Origin of the sequence: Ancylomarina sp. 16SWW S1-10-2 (genome assembly GCF_009669305.1) — a bacterium.
Classification (GTDB): Bacteria; Bacteroidota; Bacteroidia; order Bacteroidales; family Marinifilaceae; genus Ancylomarina.
In genome coordinates this window covers 13,382-37,885 of sequence record NZ_SADB01000024.1, presented here as the reverse complement: position 1 = coordinate 37,885, position 24,504 = coordinate 13,382, and the positions used below count along the sequence as shown (strand labels likewise).

The following is a 24,504-nucleotide window of genomic DNA, read 5'->3' as shown; positions in this document are numbered from 1 at the left end:
ATTAAAAAAAATAACCTTTGATTTAATTATGGTTACCATTAATTTTTTATAAAAAAAAGGCCATCTCACTTTCATGAAATAGCCTTCTAAATATTTTAACATTGTTAGCTTATTGCTTCACACGCTCAACATATTCTCTTGTTCGTGTATCAACCTTAATCACATCGTCGGTATTAACAAAAAGAGGAACCATAATAGTTGCTCCAGTTTCGATAGTTGCCGCTTTAAGTGAATTTGTTGAAGACGTATCGCCACGTAAACCTGGCTCAGTGTATGTCACTTTCATAATAACGTGAAATGGAAGCTCTACATAAAGTGGCGTTTCAGTATCAGCATGAATTACAGCTTCAACATGATCACCTTCTTTTAAAAGATCTGGCGCGTTAAAAAGCTCTTCCTCTAAAGCAATTTGCTCAAACGTTTCAGTATGCATTAAATTGTAACCCATATCATCTTTGTAAAGAAATTGGTATGGTCGACGTTCTATTCTTGCAACATCAATCTTTAATCCAGCAGTAAAGGTATTATCAATAACCTTACCCGTTTTAACATTTCTTAATTTTGTTCTTACGAAAGCTGGACCTTTACCAGGCTTAACATGCTGGAATTGAACGATTGTATATAAACCAGTCTTAAAATGTATACACAAACCATTCTTAAAATCTGCAGTACTTGCCATGTTTTTATATATTAATTAGAAATTATCTTTTTTTTAATTGCCTCGCAAAAGTAAGAGAAACTATCCTTAATGAGAAATATTATACAGATATTGTGCATTTTACATCAAAACAGTATTCGTATTTTCTACAAATACAAGGCTATAAAACATGCTACTCGGCTGTCATATGAGGAAAATTAACAAGATCGCAACGTAAAGAACCTACAAATAAATCAAACTGAACTCTAACAGGAACTTTATTTTTATCTGCCGAAATCCAGATATGCACATCGTCTTTATTTTTGAAGGCACGACCTGTTTCTACAACTGGAATAAACTTATAACACTTTATTTTTCCAATTTTACTATTGATGGTTTCATAGCCCATAAACTTAAACTGCAACAAAAAAGGCTTATCAGAAAAATAGGTATCAAGCTTAAGATTCTGACCTTCGATTAAATCTGAATTAAATAATTTTATTCGGGCGAAATAAAATGCCGAAAGAATATCATGTACGCCTGGTACAACATCTTTCTCTCCCGATCGCATACTATGAATCTTATTATTTTCTCTATCAAAAAGGAGTTCATTATATCGTTCATAACGACCTTCCTTAATATTTCTGATTGCCTTTATAGGTAACAGCGTTTCCTTATCAATAAAGCTTTCATAACTATCCTTAACATTATACAAAGCACCAGCTGCACCCGTTGTTCTCCCACTAAGGACCAGATGATAAACATCCTGCCCATTATAATTTTCTGATTTAAGTTTTAGGCTTGCTTTTCCTCCACGTACAAAACCATAACTAATAATATACCTAAGGGTTTCGGATTTTTTCTTAACGGCAATATTATTTCCAGCAAAAGCTGAAAATGAAAATAAACAGGTAACAAAAAAGATTGTAAATATATTTCGCATAGACTTTTACTTTAAAGAATATAAGTTATTCAATATCGCTATTTCAATGCAAAAAAACGAATGCTTTTAAAAAATATTTTTCTTTGGAGTGGTTGCAACGAAGTCTTTTAGGTAAAATGGTTCGAAATAAGCAACATCTTCAAATGCCTCCTTTTTATACTTAGCTTCAGATAATTCAATCATGCCAATAGCTGTGGGTGTAATATCATTTACAAAAATGGCATTTTGGCTTTGCAAACTCGCTTGACACTTTAACGATCCATCACCGAAAAATACGATCTCATTTTTAGCTAAATCGGAAACAAAAGATGTCTCATCGATAATTTCGGCTGAGATCTTTCGAAGTTCTTCATTTTTATATGAATAAAAAGCGGTATAAACTTCCATTCTTCTTGCATCTATCATAGGACAAAAAACGCTAGCCTCAAGATCGACTAATTGAGAAGTAATTGATTTATCATTCAACAGAGGAGCTGTCATAGCTTGTAACGTACTAACAGCAATTAATGGTAAACTACTACCATAACAAATACCTTTTGCAGTAGAAACACCAATACGTAAGCCTGTATAAGAACCAGGTCCCATACTTACAGCAACTGCATCAAGATCGTTTGGTGTTAGATTATTTTCTTTAAGAATTGTATCGATAAATACCGTGAGATGAGTCGCATGATTCATGCCTTCTTTATTCTCTTTATAGGCAAGTAATTCGCCATCTTTCCCTAATGAAACCGAACAAACTGCGGTAGATGTTTCTATGTTTAATATTAAAGCCATTGTCTTGAGTCGTTATAGTTGAATCGAAATAATTCTCTTCATAAAATGATGTAAGCCGTCGTAACTTTAAAACACTTACAGTCCGTAAATTTAAGCTATAAAAAGGGAATTAGAAAGCACCTTTACGCAGACTTAGCATTGTTGATGATAAAAAAAGAACTCCGATTCGAAATGCATCGAATCGGAGTTGATAATCTCACTTGAAAATTTGACTATAAAGTAATCTCTACTCCATTGTAGAAATCTATGATCTTAGTTCTAAAAATATATTCGTACTTCGCTTGCAATAAATTTGATTTAGACTTTAATAAATCATTCTTCGCTTGATTATAATCAACCGAGTTTACTAGACCTAAGTTAAATTTTTCTTCGGTATAACGGAAAGCTTCTTCGGTTGAAGAAACAGCTGTTTCACTTGAGAAATACTTTTTCATTGCGGCCAAAGAATTAGCATGTGCCTGTTGAATCTCCTTACGAAGAACATTCTTCGAATTTTGTAAATTTAATTTTGAACGATCGATATTAATCTTAGCATTACTAATGTTTTTATTATTAACACCTCTATTAAAGATCGGAATATTCAACGATAGACCAACATATTTGTTTGCTCTATCCTTAAATTGATCGGAGAAACTAGATGCAGGAAAACCTTCCAACTTAGAGTAGTTAGTTCCCCATCCTCCACTTAATGATAAACTTGGCATTAAACCAGATCTTGCTATAGCTAGGTCTTTACTTGTACTTTCTAAACGAAGATTCGCAGCTTTAATTTCTGGTAATGACATTAAGGCAATATCATAAACAGCGTCGGGATTCAAAAGCGTACGACCTGCATTTATAACAGGTAAAACTGGCATTTCAATATCAAATGTATCCGTACTGCTTAAATCTAATAGTTGAGCTAAATCAAGTAATGAAAGATATAAATTATTGTCACTATTCACTACTGTTAACTCTTCTTGAGCAGCTTGAGCTTTTTGCTCCAACAAAGTTCCTTTTGGTAAAGTTCCTGCTTCAACTAAAACAGATGTTCTCTCGATCTGGAGCTTAGTAATTTTCAACTGATCTTTGGCAACTTGTAAGAGTTCTTTCTTAAAAAGAATATCCAAATAATAAGAAACAATTCTTAATGAAATATCATTACTTGTTTTCTCAATATCTTCGATATAAGCCTGCAGATTAATATTGGCTTGCTTAATAGAATTTCGTTTTTGAAAACCCTCGAATAAGGAAATACTTGAACTTACACCAAAATTTACTGATTTTAAATTCTGATCTATATAACCATTAGTCTCTGGAGATGTTGTTCGTCCGTACGATAAGTTATAAGAAGAACTCGCATTTAAATTTGGCAATAAATTAAGCTTCGTTTGCTTTGTATTATTTTTTTGAATTTCAGCATCAAGCTTCTTTAACTGTAAAGAAATGTTGTGTTCTTTTGCATAATCGACACACTTCTTTAAATCCCATTTCTCTTGTGCCTGAGAACTCAGACCAAAAGAGAACATTAGAATAATTAATAAAATATTTTTCATATAATATGTTTTTTATTTACTCCACTGGAGCAACTTTTTTATGAATTAGTTGTCAGAATTTTTCTCCTTTTTGTTCTCAGCGTCTCTCTTCTTCTTTTTCTCTTTCATTAGTTCGATCTTAGACATTTTTTCGCCTTTAATCTTATCACCTTTTTTCACGCCTTCAAGAACTTCAATGTTAATACCATCAGATAAACCCGTTTTTACATATCGTCTTTCAAAAACCTGAGGTTCGGTTTCTATATTAACAAAAGTAGAATCGTTTTTAAACTCTAACAAACTTTCATTTATAACTAAAACCTGTTCTTTTTTATCAAGTACAATTTCAGCATTAGCACTATATCCTGATCGAATAAAATACTTCTTATTAAGTTTTACAGCAGCCTTTATCTCAAACTGAATAGCCCCATTTTCGGCAACACCTTTAGGCGAAATATATTCTAAATGAGCATCAAAAGTAAAATCGTCAATAGCTCCAATAGTCAACTTTATATTCATTCCTTCTGTAATTCGGCCCACTTCAGTTTCATCAACCATACCTTGAAAAATCATCTCTCCCATATCAGCAACAACAGCAACAGTAGTTCCTTCGTTAAAAGTGTTACTTTGAATTACAGAATAACCTTCTTTAACAGGAATATCAAGAATCATACCTTCAATAGTAGAACGAATAATCGTATTGGTAGCACCATCAGATTTTGAAGTTACACCCTCTTTAATTAATTGAAGATTGTCTTTTGCAGATTTCAATTCTTCTTGAGCACTACGGTAGGCCAAACTTGGCTTCTGAAAGTCAGATTCAGAAATCACGTTCTTTTCAAAAAGTAATTTATCTCTATTATAGTTAATTTGAGCATCTTCAAAATTGATTTGAGCTCTCTCAACTCTCGATTCTGCTGAATTCAAATTGATCATATCTGGAATAATCTTGATTTTAGCAATTTTATCGCCTTTCTTCAACATTTGTCCAGCCTCTACAAATAGCGTTTCGACAATACCAGATACACCTTGAGGTTTAATCTTAATCTCCTTTCGAGGTACAACAGATCCTGTAGCAACGGTTTTCTTAATGATATCAGTAATCTCAGGAGATTTCGTATCATAAACTTCGACCTTCGCTTTAGATTTATTGTAAATAAAGAAGAGGGTTCCTATAAACAAACCAATAATGAGTACGATCAATACTGTTCTAAAAACTTTTTTCATATCAAGTGTTATTTTCAAATGTTATTATCAAGTGTTATTATTCGTAACGCAAAGCGTCAACTGGTTTAATTCTAATTGCTTTTTGAGCAGGTAAAAGTCCGGCTATACAACCAAACACAACCAAAACAGCCAATGAAATAAAAGCAACCTTTATATCTACATATGGATTTAATATAACTGGGTTTTCACTTCCAACTGTAGCTTTCCCAATGCCTTCAACAATTAGAACACCTAAAACAAGGCCCCAGAATCCTGAGAAAGTGGTTAAAAAAACAGCTTCGGTTACAATCTGGCTTATGATAGCACTTGGTTTTGCTCCTATAGCACGCTTTACACCTATCTCACGCGTTCTCTCCTTCACCACCACAAGCATAATATTACTCACACCAATGATTCCTGTCATTAGAACTCCAAATCCGATAACCCAAAACAAAAAGCCAATACTATTAAAGAGACCAAAAATCTTATTAAATAATTTTGCTATATTAAAATGTCCAAAAGCCTCCTTATCGTCAGGATGAATCTTATGACGACGGGATAATAAACTTATGATATCATCTTCTAGTTTTTCAACAGATTCTCCAACTTTTGCAGTAGCCATAAAAACATTAAACTTATCGCCACGATTATATATTTGCTGAAGTGTTGTATATGGCATCTGAACAAGATCATCACTCATTCCCATGCCCTGACTTAAGGGTTTTACGGTTCCAATAATCTTAAAATAAATACCATTTACTTTCAAATACTGTCCAAGTGGCTCTTCGTCATCTTCGAACATTAAGTCTACAACTCTAGGTCCAATCGTAATAACCTTTCTCTTTTCTTTCAAGTCATTGTCATTAATAAAGCGCCCGCTCCATACTTCTACAGGAACTACCTTATTCATTTCAGGTGAAGTCCCTTTTATACTGAATTTTCCTTTTTTATCTTTTCTAAACGTATTATAAGTAGCACCACCACTCCAAGCACTAATATCTGGAGCTACATTTTCAATTGCTGGAATTGAACGTTTCATTGCAATCAAATCGGTATTATCAAAACTGAATCTTCGATTTCTGGCTAAACCTTCATAAGGAATGGTTGTTTTATCTGTCCAAAATACGGTCGAATTTGTTGCCATATTTCCTAAAGAAGATTTAAGATTATTTTGAAACCCTTGTCCTAAACCAAGTAGCGTAACAAGAATTAGGATTCCAAACATGACCCCAGATCCTGTAAGTATAGTTCTTAGTTTATTTTTCTTGAGGGCAGACGTAATTTCATGCCATTTATCTAAATCGAACATTCTTTTATTATTTTTTGATTTTGAATCTTATCTACAAGTCATATTAGAGTTAAGATTCCTTTCAATTACCTATTCTTAAAAGAAATTATTCATCTCTCAAAGCTTCAATTGGTCGTATAGAAGCTGCTCTACGCGCAGGGAAAAAACCTGCTAAAGCACCCGTTATTACAAGTACAATTGTAGCACCAACAGCAACACCCAAGTCAACTTGAGGATTTAAAAAATAGATAGCTGCCGGTGGATATACTTTTTCAATAATATCGAACCTAGTAATTGCTTCGAGTAAGCCTACGCCGGCAATTAAACCAACATATCCCGAAGCTGCAGTAATAAAGATAGACTCCATTAAAACCAAAGACACAACTGAAATTGGAGATGCGCCAATTGCTTTTCGAATACCAATCTCTTTGGTTCGTTCTTTAACAACAATCATCATGATATTAAAAACACCTATAACACCTAGAATTATAGTAAAAATTCCAATGATCCATACAAACTGATCAATCCCATCGAACATTTGACTGAACGACTGCGAATTCTCTATGTTATTTTGGAGCCAGAGGGCATTTTTATCTTCCTTACTAAAATTATGCTCGGCTGCCATCTTGTAAAGAATCTGCGTCTCTATTTCTTTACTTTGGTCAACACTTACATCATTTAGGGTAAAAGATATTCGCTGTAAATAATCGTTATTATTAAATATTTTTTGGGCTACAGTTATGGGAATATAAATATCTCTAGAATTTTCATTAAAATCTTTCTTTGAAAAGACGCCTACAACTTTAAATTTGATCTTATTTACGTCAATATATTTCCCAATTGATTCTTCTTCAGGGAATAATATATTTTCAACTTCATCTTGAATAATAACAACCTTTCGATGATCTAAAATATCCTTTTTATTAAGGAAACGTCCTTTTAAAATATCAAAACTTTTAATCTCCTTATAAGTTTCATGAATAGGCGAAACATTAAAATTTCCAAAATTATTTTTATAAGAAATAACCTCTGTTCCAGGAATGTAACTCATTGCACAAATAGCATCAATTTTGGCTATTGACTTCTTAAGTGTTTCCAAATCTGAATTACGCAATTGGATACGTTTCCCAATAGGCGTTCCTTTATAAGCCTTTGTAGTTCGCCCACCAAAAAGTTGCATACTGTTAGTAGCATCTTGAGAAAAAACATCGATCATACCATTACGCAATCCCCTACCTGCTCCTAAAAGGAAAATCAGCATGAAAATTCCTGTCGCTACAGAAAATCCAGTAAGAAAGGTTCGGGTTTTATTTTTTCTAATGGTACTGAAGATTTCACTCCATTTATCTCTATCAAACATAGTCTGAAATTAAAGTTCTGGTCAAAATTAAACTGTAGTCTTAGCTTCTTCAGCAATCAACACATCATCATCCGATGAATGCTTATGCTCAACGATAGATTCAATTTGTCCATCTTTCAGGTTGATCACTCTATCTGTCATCTCAGCAATATCAATTTCATGAGTAACAATGATCACAGTAATTCCAGTCAAATTAATTTCTCTAAGCAAGGCCATAACTTCGAGTGACGTTTTAGAATCTAAAGCACCTGTAGGTTCATCAGCAAGAATAATTTTAGGATTGGTAATCATTGCTCTTGAAATAGCAACTCTTTGCTTTTGACCACCCGATAATTCGTTTGGCATATGCTCTGCCCATTCTTTCAATCCCATTTTATCGAGATATTCAACTGCAAGCTTATTCCGTTTTCTACGAGAAACTTTCTTGTAATACAAGGGTAGTGCCACATTTTCCATGGCATTCTTAAACGTAATCAGGTTGAAAGACTGAAAAACAAAACCCAATAAATCATTCCTAAGCTTTGCAGCTTTAGTCTCACTCATTGATTTTATTTCCTGACCATTAAGAACATAAGTTCCTTCGTCGTGATTATCTAAAAGTCCTAAAATATTTAAAAGTGTAGACTTCCCAGAACCTGAAGATCCCATAATTGAAATAAATTCGCCTTCTTTAACATGCAAATTAATTCCCTTAAGAACATGCAGCTTATTGGAGCCTGTAATATAAGATTTGTGAATATTCGTTAATCGAATCATAATCGTCAATATTTTAAATTACTTCTTAATGTCAAAACTTGGTCAGATTTTCAACACCTAATATTAGAGATTTAAGAGTTATTATCAAATAAATTTAGATAAACAGCCAATTAACTCGGTAAACGACATATTATTTCACTTTATTAAATAATCTTAAAACCTCTCTTTTAGGCATTAATGAAACCAATAGTCATGCCATCATACACATTGAATTATAAATCAAACACATAAAAACCTAACACATTTAATAAAACACCAGAAACTTGTCCGATATCAATACGCCAACGTTCGGAATCGTACATATTTTATGTAAAAAACATTAATTTACAAAAAAACTATGAATTCATCTTATAATAGCTTTAAGAACATTGGTATTTAATGTAAATTAGCTTCGATTAATTTATTGATCGATTTAAGACAATTATTAGAAAGCGAAATTCAACAATATAATATGAACTGGAACCAACTGTTATCTGCCAAACGATTTGGCCAAGAAGATCGTTTAGTAATTCACGAACATGAAATAAGATCTCAATTCCAAAGGGATTACGATCGCTTAATTTTCTCATCACCTTTTAGAAGATTACAAAATAAAACGCAAGTATTTCCCTTACCAGGAAGCATTTTTGTTCACAATAGACTTACACATAGCTTAGAGGTTTCAAGTGTTGGACGCTCTTTAGGAAATCTATTAACAGAGAAATTAGCTAATTCTAAGCAATATCAAAACAACCCCTATTTGGATAGCATAGGTAATATTGTTGCGACAGCCTGCTTGGCTCATGACTTAGGCAATCCTCCATTTGGTCATTCAGGAGAAGAAGCTCTTTCGTACTATTTTACGAATGGTGAAGGGAAAGAACTCGTAAATAAATTCACAACAGAACAATGGGCCGACCTTTGTAATTTTGAAGGAAACGCCAATGCTTTTCGACTTTTAACACATGCTTTTAATGGCAGACGAAAAGGTGGCTTTGCCTTAACCTATTCGAGTATAGCAGCGGTAATAAAATACCCTTGGGAAGCTTATAAAATTCCTGAAGTTGGAAAACGTAAGTACGGCTTTTTCAACACTGAAAAAGAGAACTATCAGATTGTTGCTAAAGAATTGGGAATTCCGGAAATTACACCTGGAATTTTTGCTCGTCATCCACTCGTTTACCTTGTGGAAGCTGCCGATGATATTTGTTATCAGATAATGGATATTGAAGATGCTCATAAACTAAAAATTCTTACTGCTGAAGAAACAAAACAACTACTTTTGAATTTCTACAACGAGGATGATGATATTAGCACACTTCGAAGAATTAAAGAAACGTGCGAGGAAGTAAGCGATACCAACGAACAAATTGCCTATATAAGAGCAGGTGTAATTGGAAAATTGATTAAAGAATGTGTCGGCGTATTCCTAAACAATGAAGAAGCCATAATGGCTGGCGAGTTTTCATCAACCCTAATCAAAGAAGTTCCTGGAACATCGAAACACGCCTACAAAACGTGTACACAAATTGCGGTTTCTAAAATATACAGTCACCGTTCGGTACTAGAAATTGAATTAGCTGGTTATAAAATATTAGGCACTTTACTTCAAGAATTTGTTGAAGCCATTCTGAATCCAACGAATTTTTACTCTAAAAAACTCTTGTCGCTTATTCCAGAGCAATACAACCATAAGGGGGAAAATGACTATTTAAAAGTCATGTCTATTTTAGATTTTGTATCAGGTATGACTGATGTATTTGCTCTTGATTTGTACAGAACCATAAAAGGAATTAAACTTCCCGACACTTACTAAAATGACTCAATGAAATATCAAAATATAAAATTTAAAGTACTCAGCTTTGTTTTTCTGTTTAGCATTTGCTCTACAGCTTTTGCACAATTAGATTGGGTTAAAACCAAATCGGACAAATCGAAAATTAGCTTCGATCTACCTGAAATTCCTTATGTCAAAAATCAAGAACTAAACGGTATCACATCTGAGGTATTTTCGTTTCGTGATGCAGCAAATATTTTTGGTATTGTAGCCTCTGATTTTTCAAGCCTCGAATTAGATTTTAGCTATGCTGACCCTACAGAATATTACAACCAACTGAAAGAAGGAAGTTTATTAAGCAGCGATACCAAATTAATTTCGGAACAAAGCGTATCCTACAAAAGAATGTTGGGCAAAGAAATTTGCTACACCATGATGCTTAGAAACCTCGAATACACCTATTTCAAACGTTTCTTTTTTAAGAATCATTTTATTTACCAAATCACTATTGGTGGACCAACACGAATGAAACGGGTCTTGTTAGACAAGAAACATATTTTCTTTAATTCTATTGAATTCGAATAGTTCAACTTAAGTCTTAAAAAATAGTATTTCACAATGCTGATTAATCATATCATTCCGTAAATTTGCCATTTCAAAATTATCCCTTAAAAATGATGATTTGAAAACCATACCATATTTATAAATTCATTGACACACCAGAAGTAAGACTGGAAAAGTAAATTTAGAAACAGATGAAAGTACTTGTATTAGGATCAGGAGGTAGAGAACATGCTTTTGCATGGAAATTATCACAAAGCGATAAACTTGATAAATTATATGTGGCTCCTGGTAATGCTGGGACTAAAGAATTAGCTGAAAATGTTAATATCGATCCCAATGATTTTGAAAAAGTGAGAACTTTTGTTCTTGACAAAGCTATAGATATGGTTATTGTTGGTCCTGAAGATCCATTGGTAAATGGTATTCACGACTTTTTCTTGGCCGATGAAAAACTAAAACAAGTTGCTGTAATTGGACCAGAAAAGGCAGCTGCTGAAATGGAAGGCAGTAAGGATTTCGCTAAAGACTTTATGGCTCGCCATAACATTCCTACATCTCAATACAGAAGTATTACATCTGAAAATCTTGAAGAAGGATATGAATTTCTTGAGACTTTAAAAGCTCCTTATGTACTTAAAGCCGATGGACTGGCTGCTGGCAAAGGTGTTCTAATTATTGAAGATCTTGAGGAAGCAAAGAATTCGCTTAAGGAGATGATTGGCGGCATGTTTGGTGCTGCAAGCGCTACGGTGGTTATTGAAGAATTTTTATCTGGAATAGAATTATCTGTTTTTGTATTAACTGATGGTAAAAATTATAAAGTACTTGCTGAAGCTAAAGATTACAAAAGAATTGGTGAAGGCGATACGGGTTTAAATACTGGTGGTATGGGAGCCATTTCTCCTGTGCATTTTGCCAATGAAGAATTCATGAGCAAGGTTGAAGAGCGTGTAATCAAGCCAACAATTGATGGTTTCCAAAAAGACAAAACTCCATTTGTGGGCTTCGTGTTTATTGGACTAATGAAAGTTGGTGATGATCCATTTGTTATAGAATATAACGTTAGAATGGGTGATCCTGAGACTGAAGTTGTTTTACCACGTATCAAATCTGATTTTCTTGAGTTAATGATAGCAGTTGCCGATAAGAAACTTGATCAATTTGAACTGGAATTGGATGAGAGAACTGTAACAACTGTTATGCTTGTGGCGGGTGGTTATCCTGAAGCTTATGAAAAAGGCAAAACAATAAGTGGTATTGACCAGGTAACTGACAGTATTGTATTCCACGCTGGTACAACGAGTAAAAACAACGAAGTTGTAACAAATGGTGGACGTGTAATTGCAGTAAGTTCTTATGGTGATACGATTAACAGTGCTCTAAAAAAATCATTTAACAGTGCTGAGAAAATCCAATTTGAAGGTAAAAATTACAGAAAAGATATAGGTTTCGATTTACAATAATCGAACCGTTTACAATTGAGTTTGCAAAGAAGTTAAAATTTTAAAATCACAATAATGCTATTAAAAGTTTTTAGGAGAAGATCGCCTATCTATTTTATTCTTATTCCTATAATTGCTTTTCTTTTGTGTTTTAATGCATTTCAGAATCCAGCTTTATTAGCTGAATATTCTTTACAAATGCCGTTATACCAAGCTTTACTTTGCATACTCGATTGTAACCCATTATATTTAAATATATTCGGATTTGTAGTTATCCTTATTATATCTTACAGCCTTATTCAACTCAACGAGCAATTTATATTTATTAAGCAACGAACCGATTTACCCTCTGCTTTGTTTATACTACTTGCTTCGTGTGCCATACTAATAAACGGCTTACACCCTGCCTTAATTAGTGCTCTTTTATTACTGTTATCGCTCAACCGTGTTTTCAAAATATATCATGCCAATCAGAGTATTTCATCAGCATTTGATGTTGGTGTACTTATTGGTTTATCAAGTTTATTTTATTTGCCTTCTGCCCTTTTCTTTCTTTGGTTTATATGGGCATTAATTATACTTGGAGCTTTCCGATTGAGAGAATTTATGAGTGGTTTAATAGGATTTTTCATACCCATATTCTTTGCTCTCTGCTGGTTCTTTTGGCAAGGAAATTTAGAGGATATAATCGATCAAACTAAAATGATCTTTGAACATCAGGAACACCTAGTCAGTTTTTCAATCTCCCATATTCTATATTGGATATTCTTGGCTCTATTAAGCTTAATATCAATTTTCTTTACCATTTGGGGATTTGAGGAAAAACGTGTTCGTTCTAGAAAATACCTTCTTATATTGGTTGCTCTGTTTATAACCAGCATTGCATCGGGCATTCTATTTCCATCGGCTATTATAGCTCAAATTTTTATTGCAGCCGTACCTCTTTCTTACATATACAGCTACTTTTTTGTAATGAATCGTAACACTAAGATCTCTGAAATTATATTTGGGATTTTAGTTATTGGTAGTTTATTATTAAAGGTATTATAGTTTATAAAAGCAATTGCAAAAAAAATAGAGCAAACAACATCAATTGCTTGCTCTATTAACTCAAAAACCTCCACTGAAAAAGACCAAAGTCAAGAGGAATGAGTCTATCGTCTATCTCAATCACTTACTCTTACTGGATTATCTTCTAACATAAGTGCCAAAACCAAATAAGCGATTAGTGCCAAAGGATTAAATAAGCACACAATCATAAAAATGGCTCTTACAATTATTGGATCTAGCTCTGGGTTTATATAATGCGACAAGCCTCCACACACCCCTGCTACTTTTTTATCGCTTGATTTGTATAAACGTTGCATATCTAATAGTTTAAATGGTAAATTTTTATCCTACTGTAATTTTATTCTTATTCCTTTTCATGATAATAAGCGAAATTCCGATAATTAAACTTGCTCCAACACTCAACACAAACAACAAGCCATATTTCATGATATCAAAAAAGTAAACAAACGATCCTTCTTTCGCATACGCTAATTTCTCTGACTGAATATTTTTAGCATTAGATTCAATTTTTATGGTTTGCTTTCTATCAATCTCAAAATACCCAATGTTTTTGTATGAATTATTGAGTATGGTGTAAGTTACATTTGACTCCTTTTTACTTATGGGAATATTTAGGTCATCTTTTGTACTTATAATAATCTGGCTTAAAACATCCTTTGATGCTAAACGAGCAACAACCTCTTTTTTGTCTGATTTCGTATACACTACAAACAAGTCATATATCCCATTTTCAGGTTCAACTTCTAGTTCGGACGGAATTGTGAGTTCTACGATATTACTCTTAAATTCATAAATCAACTTCAGTCCATTTATTAAACTAAAAAGAGCTACCAAAACTGACAAAATAAAAATCGCACTTAAAATTGTTCTCTTGTTCATCATCTTATTCTAAATTAATTATCACCGAATTTATACTGAGAAAGCGTTTTTAACTCATCGATATGAAAATCGCCAAAAAATGAAACGAGTGATGTTCTGTTCTCATTACAATGTAAAAGGTGGAATTCACTAAATCGTTTTTTATTACCTAGAGCAAAAAAGTAAACTTCATCAGAATCATCATCCCCATCTTCATCATTAAGCACCTGCTTATATTTACCCGAAGTGAATGCAGAAATGATAATTTTCTTAAACTTAGTTTCATCGCCATTCTCTTTTTTATAACTCAAAAGCTTAATGGCATCACAATCTCCAGTTATATTCTTTTCCAACTCATCCTCGTCCACATCGAAATCGAGATTCTTTAAAAAGTTACCCGAAAAACTGAAACTGTTGAATCCATCTATCTTCGAATATTTCTCATGTAATTTTTCTGCCTTTGTTTGTGCTTGAATCAGCACCGGAAAAAGGATAACCATTAATATAATTGCTACTTTTTTCATCTGTTTAAATTTTAATGTGCATCTAATAACAAGCAACTGGCTCAACCGACCAAAACGAACAAGAGCTTCGTCATTAAATAGATTAGAAAATATATAAAACCACAATCTTAGTCACGATACAAAGTCAATCCTTCTTGCTTCATTATCCATTTCTTTCCTATCATATCACCATCCCAAGTATTGCTAACATTTTCTATGTCATGAATAATATCGTCAACACTTTTATCTAAGAAAACAGACTTTCCTTCTGGAACTTTAAGTATGATTTGCAGCTTTTGATTTCTCCACTTATCGCCTACTGGCAGTGTAAAATATTCGTCAAAAATCATTAATGAATCGATCTGATTCCAAGAATATTTAATTTCCTCAGCATTCTCGACAGCATCGCCATGAGTTCTTCCTCTTGATTTTCTCTTTAAGATAATTTCAAAATTATCAGATTGACTTCTTTCAATATCTAAAGTAGGTTCACCTAAAACCAGCTTTTCATCGTCTTTCACAATCACTTTCACACCATCGATATCAGCCGCATCCCGCCAATCGAAATCAATATTTTTCTCAGCTCTTAGATAAAGCGTATTGCTATCAAAATTATTAAGAACTTCGGTATCGGAATGAGTTGTTCCACTACTGATGTATGATTTAGCTTGAGTAATTCCAACAGAAATAAGTAGAATTAAACCACCCAACCAAAGAGCGAATGCAGTAAGACCAATCGCCTTATTGTTTGTTTTAAATTTTACTAGCAATTTAATTCCAACAAACATGAGCATGACTAATGGAATACCAATCACAATAATTAAACCTAGAGAGAATAACTTAATTCCCATACCCGTAAAGAACATTTCTGGAACCATCATTCCTGGTAAATCCAGACCTGAGAATGGTCCAATCATTGTCGTTGTAAAAATGACCGATCCTAGAAAGGTTAATAGAGAGATAAAACCTGCTATAATTAGACCTAATCCTAAAACGATTAAGACAATCTTTAAAAATAGACGTAAAGCTGAACCGGCAAAATCGACACCCTTATCAAAACCATCTTTTACCTGAGGGCCTCTCTTTTCGCGCATATTATCGAAATTCTCTTTTACTTCTTGATATTCGTCTTTTATCGATTTTTCGATATTAGATATATTTACCCGTTCACCTTTCATCTCAAGCTTTTGAGCGGTTGTGTTTGCCTTAGGAACAACAATCCACAAGATGATATAAAGTAATAGTGAGAATCCATATCCTAAGAAGAAAAGGAGAACAAAAATTAAACGAAGAACGACGACGTCGATACCAAAATAAGCCGACAAACCACTTGCAACACCACCAAATACTCTATGGTCTGGATCGCGAAATAATCTCCGTCTACGATATGTTTGTTTCGTTTCAGTAATTATTTCGTCCTCATCGTTATCAGTTTCAAAAATTTCTTCAAGTTTTCCCATTATGGTAATCACCTCATCAATCATTGTTTCTGTAACAACCTGATCTTTTGAGCTTAATTTCTCATTAAAAATTTCAGAAATCCGTAACTCTATATCAGTAATAATTTCACGCCCTTCTTCACTTACTCCAAAGTGAGCACTGATACTACGTAAATAAGCTTGGAGTTTTTCATATGCATCTTCGTCTATATGAAAAATGCTACCGCTTATGTTTATTGTGAATGTCTTTTTCATCTTTTTTATTTTAATATTTAAACACCAGCTAAGCAATTTGACTTAGTGAGCATTAAAATAATTTCAAATACATTTCTTTTTTTTAAGTTACCTACACTTTTACTATGGTTACAGCATCAACAAGTTCTTGCCACGATCCATCTAATTCTATAAGAAAGGCTCGTCCTGTTTCGGTAATTCCATAATACTTACGAGGAGGTCCTTGTTTCGATTCTTCCCAACGATAGCTGAGTAGTCCGGCATTTTTAAGTCGAGTTAATAAGGGATAAAGTGTTCCCTCCACAACGATCATTTTAGCTTCCTTCAGTTTTTTTATAATATCCGAAGCGTAAGCATCATTTTTCGAGAGTAAGGAAAGAATACAATATTCCAATACTCCTTTTCGCATCTGGGCTTTCGTATTTTCTATCTTCATTTGGAATATTTTTAAATTCGTGTTTTAATAACAATAGGCATATTTCTAAAATTCGTTTTGCTTAATTTCTTTAAAGAATTTTCTTTAGATTTTGGGCTAATTGAATCATGTGAACGCTTTGCCTTAGATTTAATTTCGTGTGTTTTTTTCAAACTATCTGTTTTAGTTGTTTCCTTTTCGATTGATGACCAATCAGAATCAAAAAAGTATTTAAAGCTAAACCAGTTATTGATATTAGGTTGTGAATCTGAGCTTAACGAAAAAAATATTGAACTTGTAGATTGAATCGTCTGAGATTTTAATATTAGTGGACTAATACAAAATCCAAACAACAGAAATACAACTACGATTCTATTTATTTTCCTTTTCATTACAGATATGTTTTAATACAATACTATTCTAAACACACTTACTTGCTATACAAATATACGTCTTTTAAAAGGTAATATGCAATACATAGTACCATATAAATATTTATACACTCACTACAAAGCTCAATTTTACTAGACATACAGAGCTTATTTTTTTTCAAAAAAAGTTATATGGAAGTCGTATTAAGTACTTAATTTGAAGGAAAATATGATTTACAAAACCTGAAAAAGGAAAAATAAGAAACTAAAGAGCAAAAAAAAGACCTAAGCAATGCTTAGGTCTTTAAGTCTATATTTAAATCAACGTTTATTCCACGGTGATGTAAAAAGTCACTGTTGTTGGATTATCTGAACTATCAATAACTGTACAAGTCATTGTATAAGTTGCAGCAGGAGCACCAGCTAAAGTTTCAATTGAGAAACCTACATTATATGTTTCTTTATCCAATACCGAAATAGAACTAGGTTTTTCGTCAGCTAATTTCGCATTAAAATCAGTAATAAAGTCATTCACTGTTTTTGTTGCTGATCCACTAATATTAGAAAAAGCAATAGATTTTAATTCCTTATTATCACTTACAGTACCTGTAAAACTTACAGTTGCTCCTGAAACAATTTTTGTAGGAGCTGAAGCGCTTGTACTTGGACTATTGAAACTAACAACTGGTGCAGTTTCATCAGAACCTCCCCCACTACTACTGCAACTTAACATCCCGAATGTAAATAGTAATATTAATGTGTAATTTAAAATCTTCATAGTTTAATATTTAGTTAATCAGTTAGATAGATTCAATGTAGAAAACATAAAACTACATTATATGAATGATATTAACAAGCTACAATTAAGAAATAATTCTTTTTCCCTTTTTGCACCAACAAATACTTATCAGCAATAAGATGCTCTTTGGTAACTATCAATTCTGCATTAGGCTCTTTTTCCTTATTTAGACTAATTGCATTACCTTTAAAAAGACGTCTTAATTCTCCTTTTGATGGAAACACTTCAGCTTTCACAGCTAAAAGTTCTACGATATCAATACCCTTTTCAAATTCCGATTTATCAACATTAAATTGAGGTACACCTTCAAAAACTGAAAGGAAAGTATCTTCATCAAGCTTACGCAATGTATCAGCAGTAGATTTGCCAAATAGAATTTGAGATGCTTCAACAGCCATTTCATAATCAGCCTCAGAGTGAATCATAATTGTCACCTCTTTAGCCAAGCGTTGTTGCAATTTACGCATATGAGGTGCCTCTTTGTGTTCTTCAACAAGTACAGCAACCTCTTCTTGCGACATTAAAGTAAAAATCTTAATATACTTCTCTGCATCCTCATCGGATGTATTCAACCAAAACTGGTAGAATTTATATGGCGATGTGTATTTAGCATCGAGCCAAATGTTTCCAGATTCCGTTTTACCAAACTTACCACCATCGGCTTTAGTTATCAACGGACAAGTAATTGCCCAAGCCTGACCACCTTCTTTACGACGAATTAATTCTGTACCCGTAGTAATATTACCCCACTGATCGGATCCACCCATTTGAAGTTTACAATTTTTCGAATTGTAAAGCTCTAAAAAGTCATTCCCTTGAACTAATTGGTATGTAAATTCAGTAAAAGACAGACCTGTTTTCGATTCTGAAGACAAACGTTTCTTTACAGAATCTTTACTCATCATATAATTCACGGTGATGTGCTTTCCGATATCGCGAATAAAATCAAGGAAAGAAAATTCCTTCATCCAATCGTAATTGTTTACCATTTCAGCAGCATTATCAGCATCTGAATCGAAATCTAGAAAACCTGATAGTTGCTTTCTTAAACAGTCTTGATTGTGACGCAATGTTTTCTCGTCAAGTAAATTTCTTTCTTGTGATTTTCCCGAAGGATCACCAATCATACCTGTTGCACCACCTACCAAAACGATAGGCTTATGACCCGCTACCTGAAAATGCTTAAGCATCATAACACCCACAAGGTGTCCTATATGTAGAGAATCAGCAGTAGGATCAATTCCCACGTATGCCGATGTCAATTCTTTTTCTAATTGTCCTTCGATACCTGGCATCATATCGTGAATCATGCCACGCCACTGTAATTCTTCTATAAAATTCATTTTGCTTATTATTTAAGACCTAATCGGTTCGTAATATTCTATAATTAATTTTAACTGACAAAGATAAGAATTTTACCCTCTTATCATCCTTATATCGAGCATCTATTCAACAGCTAATGCGAGTAAACTATATAAAATGCCTCCAAGAAGCAAAATATTATATATCAACGAAAGCAATAAAAATTTGATTACTGTCTTAAACCAAGATTGTTCGTAGTAAAATTTTAATGTTAAAAACAGTTGAATTGGTATCAGCAAATAAAGGGAAAAGGCAAAAGGATATATCCCATTAATTCCAGTCATAATAAGCAATTCACTTACAATTACCACCACAAAAATAAAGGAGTGGAAATTTAAGGATATCAATAAATGCTCTAACAAAAAATGTTTCCGTCGAATATAAAATAAAGCTAAGAATAGAGCAAAAAGAGGCAAAATAAAGAATAAGGTCTGAGATAATTTTTTAAAAGCATTATCCATCATTAATGTGGGATTTAAACGCCACAGATTAATCATATTTTTCAGGTCATCATTTATAATTCTATCACCAGTCTTTACATATATATGCGAAACGATGGGTTCTGTATTCGAAACTGAATCTACATTATTTGTAATTAGCTTATTTTCCGGAACTGCGTCTTTAACCAAACTATCTAAGACTAAACTATCTCCTTTTATAGTACCCCTATCTAATGCCTTATCAAAATAAGACAAGAGCTGAACATCTTTTCCATCTTCACTCTTAATGGTCAAGTTTTTTTCAGAATCGGTTTCTGGTCTATGATTACTAGCAAGTAATAAAAAGGCGAAAAATGTTAGAAACAGGTATAAGGGAAAAGGTGGTGTATATGTAGCTCTCCTACCTTTCATAAATTCCTTTGTTAGAAATCCAGGCCTAATAATAAGAGGAAGAAGTGTACGAAAAAATTTATTATCGAGAGATAAGGCCTCTCCTAAGGAATCTGAAACGACACTTAAAAATGGGCGGTGAAAATCTTTAGCAGATTGGCCGCAATTAGGACAGAATTTTCCATCTACAGGATGATTACAATTGGGACACAAACCCTTATAATGAAACGCCTTGGTAGAAGAAAGTTTTGGTATAAACTTGTTAATCTTCAAACCCAGCGACTTTCTCATATTATTTTGCATTCAGACTCCCCTATATTGATTTCTTAACCTTTTCGGTACTTTCCTTAATCTTATCCTCAATATTTGCTTTAGTTGTAGAAAAATCAGAATCGAAGAAATCGAATAAGGTATCCGAAACGGTAGACATTGGTTCATAAAGTAAGCTTTCAGCCTTTTTTTCTTGAGAAATAAAATTTAATTTGTCGTTGACGTAATTTAAAAGATGAATAATAATACTCAAAAGAATAACCCCTTTTAATAAACCAAAAGCAAGACCAAAAAGACGATTTACAAAACCCAAAGCGACTGCTTCTACTAGCTTATCGATTATTCGCCCAATAAGATTAATACCGATAACAATAACTATGAAAGTTACAATAAATGATATGTACTCCATATATTGCGACTCATACTTAAATGTGTCTTGAATAACTTCTGCCGTGAAATCAGAAAAATGGATAGCTCCATATACGCCTAAAATTAGAGCAGCTAATGTTGCCGCTTCGTAAATAAAACCTTTTGTAAAGCCCTTATATAAGGCATAAATTAAAGGAAGTCCTATAAAAATATCGAGAATATTCATTGCAAAAATCGGTTAAATAAAATTCTTATGATCAAATTATTCGATCATAAGATCAAATATAGAGAAAAAGCAGAAATATCTAAGTTTGTTTTTCAACTACTAATAATAGGTAGACTAAATAATTAGAAAATTTCGTTTTGTGCTATAGGTTTTATAGTTTTGCGTGATTAAATAATTTTCACAGCTCATAACTGGGCTATAATTAATAGTAATATGAATACAGTAGTAAGTGGAATCCGATCAACAGGTAATTTGCACCTGGGGAACTATTTTGGTGCCATAAAGAACTTTTTGCAAATGCAGAATGATAATAATTGTTTTTTCTTTATTGCAGACTGGCATTCCTTAACTACACATCCGACTCCTGCCGATCTTCATGTAAATGTAAAACAGGTCTTATCCGAATATCTTGCTTGTGGTATCGATCCTGAAAAAGCGACCATTTACGTGCAAAGTGATGTTCCTGAGATTCCAGAATTGTATTTGCTCATGAACATGAACTCTTACTTGGGAGAATTGGAGAGAACAACTTCTTTTAAGGATAAAGCTCGAAAAAGTCCTGAAAATGTAAATGCAGGTTTATTAACTTATCCCGTTTTAATGGCTGTTGATATATTAATTCATAAAGCGCAGTATGTGCCTGTTGGAAAAGATCAAGAACAGAATTTAGAGATGGCACGTAAATTTGCCAAAAGATTCAATAATATATACGGATCAGAAACTTTTCCAATTCCAAAATCTTATTCTTTTACTGGTGAATCAGTAAAACTTCCTGGATTAGATGGAGCAGGAAAAATGGGGAAATCGGAAGGTAATGCAATTGGTTTAGTTGAAGATCCAAAATCAATCCGTAAAAAAGTGATGAAAGCTGTTACAGATAGTGGACCTACACAAATGAATCAGGAAAAACCAGAAGTTATTCAAAACATATTTAGCTTAATGGATGTGGTGTCGCCAAAAGATACTTACGATTTCTTCAACAATAAATATAACAATTGTGAAATTCGTTATGGTGATCTTAAAAAACAATTAGCTGAAGATATCATCAACTTTACTTCTCCAATTAGAGAGCGATTTTTAGATATTTACCAAAATGAGGCTTATTTAAGAAAAGTAACTCAAGAGGGAGCTGAAAAAGCGCGTGAAAGTGCCGCTAAAACATTAGCAGAAGTTCGCCACTTAATCGGTTTTAGAAAATTCTAAAACGAATTCAATATATATTTAAAGTGCTATCCACCAGATAGCACTTTTTTTAGCTCTAAATTTTAAGTCGTTCCTCATATTTAATGACATAAAGCAAAGCGTCAGAATAAGCACAAACTCACAAATTATATCCTGGTTTAGTCTATAGAATAGCTTATTGCTTGATAATAGTCACACTATGGATTAAAACCATAGGATGACAAATAAGAAAAAACTTAAACTACCTGGGCTTGGTCCATAAAATAGCTTATTGTTTGATAATAGTCACACTATGGATTAAAACCATAGGATGACAAATAAAAAAAGCTCTGATACCATAGGCATCAGAGCTTTCTATTCTTTTATATTCTCAATTAATCGTTCATTTCGGCAATAGATTGAGTGATATTAATACAGTAATCACCAACTTTCTCACACTCGGAGAAAATATCGTTATAAATAATACCTGCCTTATATTCGTATTTTTTTGCTTTCACATCACTTAAGTGTTGTTGCTTAAGAACCGTACGATATTCATCAATTTCTTTTTCAATTTCGTAAGCTTTCTTAGTCAACACATCTTCAAAGTTTGTTTCCGTATTATTAAACATGATTAGTAAAGCCTCATCAACCAATTCGAACATTTTATTCAAATTATCACGAACATCCTGTGGAAACCAAGCTTTTTGCTCTCTCTTACGATGCAATGCTTTAGCAATATTAAACATAGAATCACCTATACTTTCAATATCATCAACCATTTTAAAAAATGCACGAACTCGTTTCGAACTGATTGGACTCAAACGCGTTTCAGAAACCTTAGTTAGGAAGTCTGCAATTTTCACTTCCATATCATCAGTCTCATCTTCAATCTTATCAACCTTATCGTAAAGTTTAGTGAAGTTCTTATCGTTTGTTTCGTTGAAAGCCTGTTTCACATAGCCAAACATGTTAATCGTGTGCTTGGCATATAAACTAATCTCCATTTTAGCTTGAAATAATGAAGCTTCTGGAGTTGATAACATGCCTGTTTTAATATGTTGTAAAGTAAATTCTTCCTCTTCACTCCCATCGGCAGGAACAAGTTTCGTAACCACTTTCACAATAAATTTGGCAAACCAAATCATAATCAAAACATTCAATACATTAAAAATGGTATGAAATAATGAAAGGGATACCGGAACTGCTGCAATTGTTTGTGCAGCTAAAGCAGGATCGGTCTCCAGTGGATTACCACCACCAAGCCACATATTTAATTCTGCAATTCCCTGCAAAAAGTAAGGTAAAACCATTAACATCCATAACACACCAACCATATTAAAAATTAAGTGAGCCCTTGCCGCTCTCTTAGCTGATGTATTGGCAACCATAGCCGCTATGTTAGCAGTAATTGTGGTACCTATATTTTCACCAAGAACCATAGCTGCTGCCATATCAAAACTAATCCATCCACTGTTACACATAACAAGAGTTAGTGCCATTGTTGCCGATGAAGATTGAATTAAAATCGTTAATAAGGTTCCTATTCCAGCAAACAGTAAGTAAGATGCAAAACCTAAATCGGTGTATGAAGTTAAGAAGTTAAGAATTGCAGGATTATTCTTGATATCTGGCATCGATTCTTTCAAAAATTGAAGACCGATGAATAATAGAGCAAAACCAATAACCAACTCACCCCAATTTTTTCTTGAACGATGACTCGAAAATAATAGAGGTAAACTTAAACCTATTAAAGGTAAAGAAATAGCGGTCATACTTACTTTAAACCCAAGTAGAGAAATTAACCAAGCGGTAACAGTGGTACCCACATTAGCACCCATAATTACACCAACAGACTCAACTAAAGTAAGCAAACCAGCATTAACAAAACTAACCACCATTACGGTAGTTGCCGATGATGACTGAATAAGTGCTGTGATTAACACACCAGTCATAACGCCTTTAAAACGATTCGAAGTCATTGCTGACAAAATCGATCTCATCTTCTCTCCAGCGACTTTTTGTAGAGATTCACTCATCAGTTTCATTCCATAAAGGAATAATCCCAAAGCCCCTATAAGTGTCAAGAAATCACCCAAATCGTAATCCATAATTAGTCTAAATTTATTTATTTTTTCAATTGATTAGTTAAGTCTTTTAAGCAAGCAAAAATATAGGATATTTAGAGACAAACTAATATTTAAAGACAAAAAGCTAAAATGTTAACATTAACTTAACCTTGGCTTTAAACTCTAATAATTTTAAAAACGAATCTTGTAATATTTTTCAATATCGTCATATAATATAAACAAATGGTTATCAGTATTTTTTAAAGATTCAATCCAGTCTCTAT

The 24,504-nt window shown here is 33.1% G+C and carries 24 protein-coding genes; 5 read left to right on the top strand and 19 right to left on the bottom strand.

The window, feature by feature from the left end:
• Window positions 1-109 precede the first annotated feature (109 nt).
• From efp to EMN46_RS16095, 8 genes are all read right to left on the bottom strand, one after another.
• Window positions 110-679 carry an elongation factor P gene (gene efp, locus EMN46_RS16130; protein ID WP_154201854.1) on the bottom strand — a complete coding sequence of 190 codons (570 nt, stop codon included), beginning with the start codon at window positions 677-679 and terminating at the stop codon, window positions 110-112.
• A 151-nt stretch (window positions 680-830) separates the two neighbouring features.
• Window positions 831-1,580: a DUF3108 domain-containing protein gene (locus tag EMN46_RS16125; protein ID WP_154201853.1), complete on the bottom strand. Its 750-nt coding sequence runs from the start codon at window positions 1,578-1,580 to the stop codon at window positions 831-833.
• A gap of 66 nt (window positions 1,581-1,646) precedes the next feature.
• On the bottom strand, window positions 1,647-2,357 hold the full coding sequence (gene tsaB, locus EMN46_RS16120; RefSeq protein WP_154201852.1) for a tRNA (adenosine(37)-N6)-threonylcarbamoyltransferase complex dimerization subunit type 1 TsaB: 711 nt from the start codon (window positions 2,355-2,357) through the stop codon (window positions 1,647-1,649).
• A 212-nt stretch (window positions 2,358-2,569) separates the two neighbouring features.
• Window positions 2,570-3,892 carry a TolC family protein gene (locus tag EMN46_RS16115; RefSeq protein WP_154201851.1) on the bottom strand — a complete coding sequence of 441 codons (1,323 nt, stop codon included), beginning with the start codon at window positions 3,890-3,892 and terminating at the stop codon, window positions 2,570-2,572.
• Between the two features lie 45 nt (window positions 3,893-3,937).
• A complete protein-coding gene (locus tag EMN46_RS16110; protein WP_154201850.1) occupies window positions 3,938-5,098 on the bottom strand; it encodes an efflux RND transporter periplasmic adaptor subunit in 1,161 nt (386 codons plus the stop codon).
• A gap of 37 nt (window positions 5,099-5,135) precedes the next feature.
• Window positions 5,136-6,386, bottom strand: coding sequence for an ABC transporter permease (locus EMN46_RS16105; protein WP_154201849.1), 1,251 nt, complete (start codon window positions 6,384-6,386; stop codon window positions 5,136-5,138).
• A gap of 85 nt (window positions 6,387-6,471) precedes the next feature.
• Entirely contained in the window at window positions 6,472-7,725 is a 1,254-nt protein-coding gene (locus EMN46_RS16100; protein WP_154201848.1) for an ABC transporter permease, read from the bottom strand.
• A gap of 27 nt (window positions 7,726-7,752) precedes the next feature.
• Window positions 7,753-8,481 carry an ABC transporter ATP-binding protein gene (locus EMN46_RS16095; RefSeq protein ID WP_154201847.1) on the bottom strand — a complete coding sequence of 243 codons (729 nt, stop codon included), beginning with the start codon at window positions 8,479-8,481 and terminating at the stop codon, window positions 7,753-7,755.
• Window positions 8,482-8,932: 451 nt separating this feature from the next.
• Between EMN46_RS16095 and EMN46_RS16090 the strand changes: the two genes are divergently transcribed.
• The 4 genes from EMN46_RS16090 (at window position 8,933) to EMN46_RS16075 (ending at window position 13,293) form a co-directional block, all read left to right on the top strand.
• The gene (locus EMN46_RS16090) at window positions 8,933-10,276 is read left to right on the top strand and encodes a deoxyguanosinetriphosphate triphosphohydrolase (protein WP_154201846.1); all 1,344 of its coding nucleotides are present in this window, start codon (window positions 8,933-8,935) and stop codon (window positions 10,274-10,276) included.
• Window positions 10,277-10,285: 9 nt separating this feature from the next.
• Window positions 10,286-10,822, top strand: coding sequence for a hypothetical protein (locus EMN46_RS16085; protein ID WP_154201845.1), 537 nt, complete (start codon window positions 10,286-10,288; stop codon window positions 10,820-10,822).
• A gap of 170 nt (window positions 10,823-10,992) precedes the next feature.
• A complete protein-coding gene (purD, locus tag EMN46_RS16080) occupies window positions 10,993-12,264 on the top strand; it encodes a phosphoribosylamine--glycine ligase (protein WP_154201844.1) in 1,272 nt (423 codons plus the stop codon).
• A gap of 54 nt (window positions 12,265-12,318) precedes the next feature.
• Window positions 12,319-13,293, top strand: a complete 975-nt coding sequence (locus tag EMN46_RS16075) for a hypothetical protein (RefSeq protein WP_154201843.1) — start codon at window positions 12,319-12,321, stop codon at window positions 13,291-13,293.
• Between the two features lie 116 nt (window positions 13,294-13,409).
• Here EMN46_RS16075 and EMN46_RS16070 read toward each other — a convergent pair whose 3' ends face one another.
• From EMN46_RS16070 to EMN46_RS16025, 10 genes are all read right to left on the bottom strand, one after another.
• Window positions 13,410-13,610, bottom strand: a complete 201-nt coding sequence (locus tag EMN46_RS16070; protein ID WP_154201842.1) for a PspC domain-containing protein — start codon at window positions 13,608-13,610, stop codon at window positions 13,410-13,412.
• 25 nt (window positions 13,611-13,635) lie between these two features.
• Complete coding sequence (locus tag EMN46_RS16065) at window positions 13,636-14,196, bottom strand: hypothetical protein (RefSeq protein WP_154201841.1); 561 nt, start codon at window positions 14,194-14,196, stop codon at window positions 13,636-13,638.
• A gap of 11 nt (window positions 14,197-14,207) precedes the next feature.
• The gene (locus tag EMN46_RS16060; RefSeq protein ID WP_154201840.1) at window positions 14,208-14,696 is read right to left on the bottom strand and encodes a DUF4252 domain-containing protein; all 489 of its coding nucleotides are present in this window, start codon (window positions 14,694-14,696) and stop codon (window positions 14,208-14,210) included.
• Window positions 14,697-14,803: 107 nt separating this feature from the next.
• Window positions 14,804-16,369, bottom strand: coding sequence for a PspC domain-containing protein (locus tag EMN46_RS16055; protein WP_154201839.1), 1,566 nt, complete (start codon window positions 16,367-16,369; stop codon window positions 14,804-14,806).
• A 91-nt stretch (window positions 16,370-16,460) separates the two neighbouring features.
• The gene (locus EMN46_RS16050; protein ID WP_154201838.1) at window positions 16,461-16,784 is read right to left on the bottom strand and encodes a PadR family transcriptional regulator; all 324 of its coding nucleotides are present in this window, start codon (window positions 16,782-16,784) and stop codon (window positions 16,461-16,463) included.
• A gap of 11 nt (window positions 16,785-16,795) precedes the next feature.
• Window positions 16,796-17,155 carry a hypothetical protein gene (locus EMN46_RS16045; RefSeq protein ID WP_154201837.1) on the bottom strand — a complete coding sequence of 120 codons (360 nt, stop codon included), beginning with the start codon at window positions 17,153-17,155 and terminating at the stop codon, window positions 16,796-16,798.
• 307 nt (window positions 17,156-17,462) lie between these two features.
• Complete coding sequence (locus EMN46_RS16040) at window positions 17,463-17,912, bottom strand: DUF4625 domain-containing protein (protein WP_154201836.1); 450 nt, start codon at window positions 17,910-17,912, stop codon at window positions 17,463-17,465.
• 71 nt (window positions 17,913-17,983) lie between these two features.
• Window positions 17,984-19,276, bottom strand: coding sequence for a tyrosine--tRNA ligase (tyrS, locus tag EMN46_RS16035; protein WP_154201835.1), 1,293 nt, complete (start codon window positions 19,274-19,276; stop codon window positions 17,984-17,986).
• Between the two features lie 102 nt (window positions 19,277-19,378).
• On the bottom strand, window positions 19,379-20,416 hold the full coding sequence (locus EMN46_RS16030) for a DUF3667 domain-containing protein (protein ID WP_195715290.1): 1,038 nt from the start codon (window positions 20,414-20,416) through the stop codon (window positions 19,379-19,381).
• A gap of 22 nt (window positions 20,417-20,438) precedes the next feature.
• Window positions 20,439-20,990 carry a CvpA family protein gene (locus tag EMN46_RS16025; RefSeq protein ID WP_154201833.1) on the bottom strand — a complete coding sequence of 184 codons (552 nt, stop codon included), beginning with the start codon at window positions 20,988-20,990 and terminating at the stop codon, window positions 20,439-20,441.
• Between the two features lie 213 nt (window positions 20,991-21,203).
• Between EMN46_RS16025 and trpS the strand changes: the two genes are divergently transcribed.
• On the top strand, window positions 21,204-22,193 hold the full coding sequence (trpS, locus tag EMN46_RS16020; protein WP_154201832.1) for a tryptophan--tRNA ligase: 990 nt from the start codon (window positions 21,204-21,206) through the stop codon (window positions 22,191-22,193).
• Between the two features lie 353 nt (window positions 22,194-22,546).
• Here trpS and EMN46_RS16015 read toward each other — a convergent pair whose 3' ends face one another.
• Window positions 22,547-24,262: a Na/Pi cotransporter family protein gene (locus EMN46_RS16015; RefSeq protein WP_154201831.1), complete on the bottom strand. Its 1,716-nt coding sequence runs from the start codon at window positions 24,260-24,262 to the stop codon at window positions 22,547-22,549.
• Window positions 24,263-24,504: the final 242 nt, after the last annotated feature.

What these genes read in the sequence shown, in the direction of transcription:
- efp (WP_154201854.1), bottom strand. Translation starts at nt 679, where the DNA reads ATGGCAAGTACTGCAGATTTTAAGAATGGTTTGTGTATACATTTTAAG.
- EMN46_RS16125 (WP_154201853.1), bottom strand. Translation starts at nt 1,580, where the DNA reads ATGCGAAATATATTTACAATCTTTTTTGTTACCTGTTTATTTTCATTT.
- tsaB (WP_154201852.1), bottom strand. Translation starts at nt 2,357, where the DNA reads ATGGCTTTAATATTAAACATAGAAACATCTACCGCAGTTTGTTCGGTT.
- EMN46_RS16115 (WP_154201851.1), bottom strand. Translation starts at nt 3,892, where the DNA reads ATGAAAAATATTTTATTAATTATTCTAATGTTCTCTTTTGGTCTGAGT.
- EMN46_RS16110 (WP_154201850.1), bottom strand. Translation starts at nt 5,098, where the DNA reads ATGAAAAAAGTTTTTAGAACAGTATTGATCGTACTCATTATTGGTTTG.
- EMN46_RS16105 (WP_154201849.1), bottom strand. Translation starts at nt 6,386, where the DNA reads ATGTTCGATTTAGATAAATGGCATGAAATTACGTCTGCCCTCAAGAAA.
- EMN46_RS16100 (WP_154201848.1), bottom strand. Translation starts at nt 7,725, where the DNA reads ATGTTTGATAGAGATAAATGGAGTGAAATCTTCAGTACCATTAGAAAA.
- EMN46_RS16095 (WP_154201847.1), bottom strand. Translation starts at nt 8,481, where the DNA reads ATGATTCGATTAACGAATATTCACAAATCTTATATTACAGGCTCCAAT.
- EMN46_RS16090 (WP_154201846.1), top strand. Translation starts at nt 8,933, where the DNA reads ATGAACTGGAACCAACTGTTATCTGCCAAACGATTTGGCCAAGAAGAT.
- EMN46_RS16085 (WP_154201845.1), top strand. Translation starts at nt 10,286, where the DNA reads ATGAAATATCAAAATATAAAATTTAAAGTACTCAGCTTTGTTTTTCTG.
- purD (WP_154201844.1), top strand. Translation starts at nt 10,993, where the DNA reads ATGAAAGTACTTGTATTAGGATCAGGAGGTAGAGAACATGCTTTTGCA.
- EMN46_RS16075 (WP_154201843.1), top strand. Translation starts at nt 12,319, where the DNA reads ATGCTATTAAAAGTTTTTAGGAGAAGATCGCCTATCTATTTTATTCTT.
- EMN46_RS16070 (WP_154201842.1), bottom strand. Translation starts at nt 13,610, where the DNA reads ATGCAACGTTTATACAAATCAAGCGATAAAAAAGTAGCAGGGGTGTGT.
- EMN46_RS16065 (WP_154201841.1), bottom strand. Translation starts at nt 14,196, where the DNA reads ATGATGAACAAGAGAACAATTTTAAGTGCGATTTTTATTTTGTCAGTT.
- EMN46_RS16060 (WP_154201840.1), bottom strand. Translation starts at nt 14,696, where the DNA reads ATGAAAAAAGTAGCAATTATATTAATGGTTATCCTTTTTCCGGTGCTG.
- EMN46_RS16055 (WP_154201839.1), bottom strand. Translation starts at nt 16,369, where the DNA reads ATGAAAAAGACATTCACAATAAACATAAGCGGTAGCATTTTTCATATA.
- EMN46_RS16050 (WP_154201838.1), bottom strand. Translation starts at nt 16,784, where the DNA reads ATGAAGATAGAAAATACGAAAGCCCAGATGCGAAAAGGAGTATTGGAA.
- EMN46_RS16045 (WP_154201837.1), bottom strand. Translation starts at nt 17,155, where the DNA reads ATGAAAAGGAAAATAAATAGAATCGTAGTTGTATTTCTGTTGTTTGGA.
- EMN46_RS16040 (WP_154201836.1), bottom strand. Translation starts at nt 17,912, where the DNA reads ATGAAGATTTTAAATTACACATTAATATTACTATTTACATTCGGGATG.
- tyrS (WP_154201835.1), bottom strand. Translation starts at nt 19,276, where the DNA reads ATGAATTTTATAGAAGAATTACAGTGGCGTGGCATGATTCACGATATG.
- EMN46_RS16030 (WP_195715290.1), bottom strand. Translation starts at nt 20,416, where the DNA reads ATGAGAAAGTCGCTGGGTTTGAAGATTAACAAGTTTATACCAAAACTT.
- EMN46_RS16025 (WP_154201833.1), bottom strand. Translation starts at nt 20,990, where the DNA reads ATGAATATTCTCGATATTTTTATAGGACTTCCTTTAATTTATGCCTTA.
- trpS (WP_154201832.1), top strand. Translation starts at nt 21,204, where the DNA reads ATGAATACAGTAGTAAGTGGAATCCGATCAACAGGTAATTTGCACCTG.
- EMN46_RS16015 (WP_154201831.1), bottom strand. Translation starts at nt 24,262, where the DNA reads ATGGATTACGATTTGGGTGATTTCTTGACACTTATAGGGGCTTTGGGA.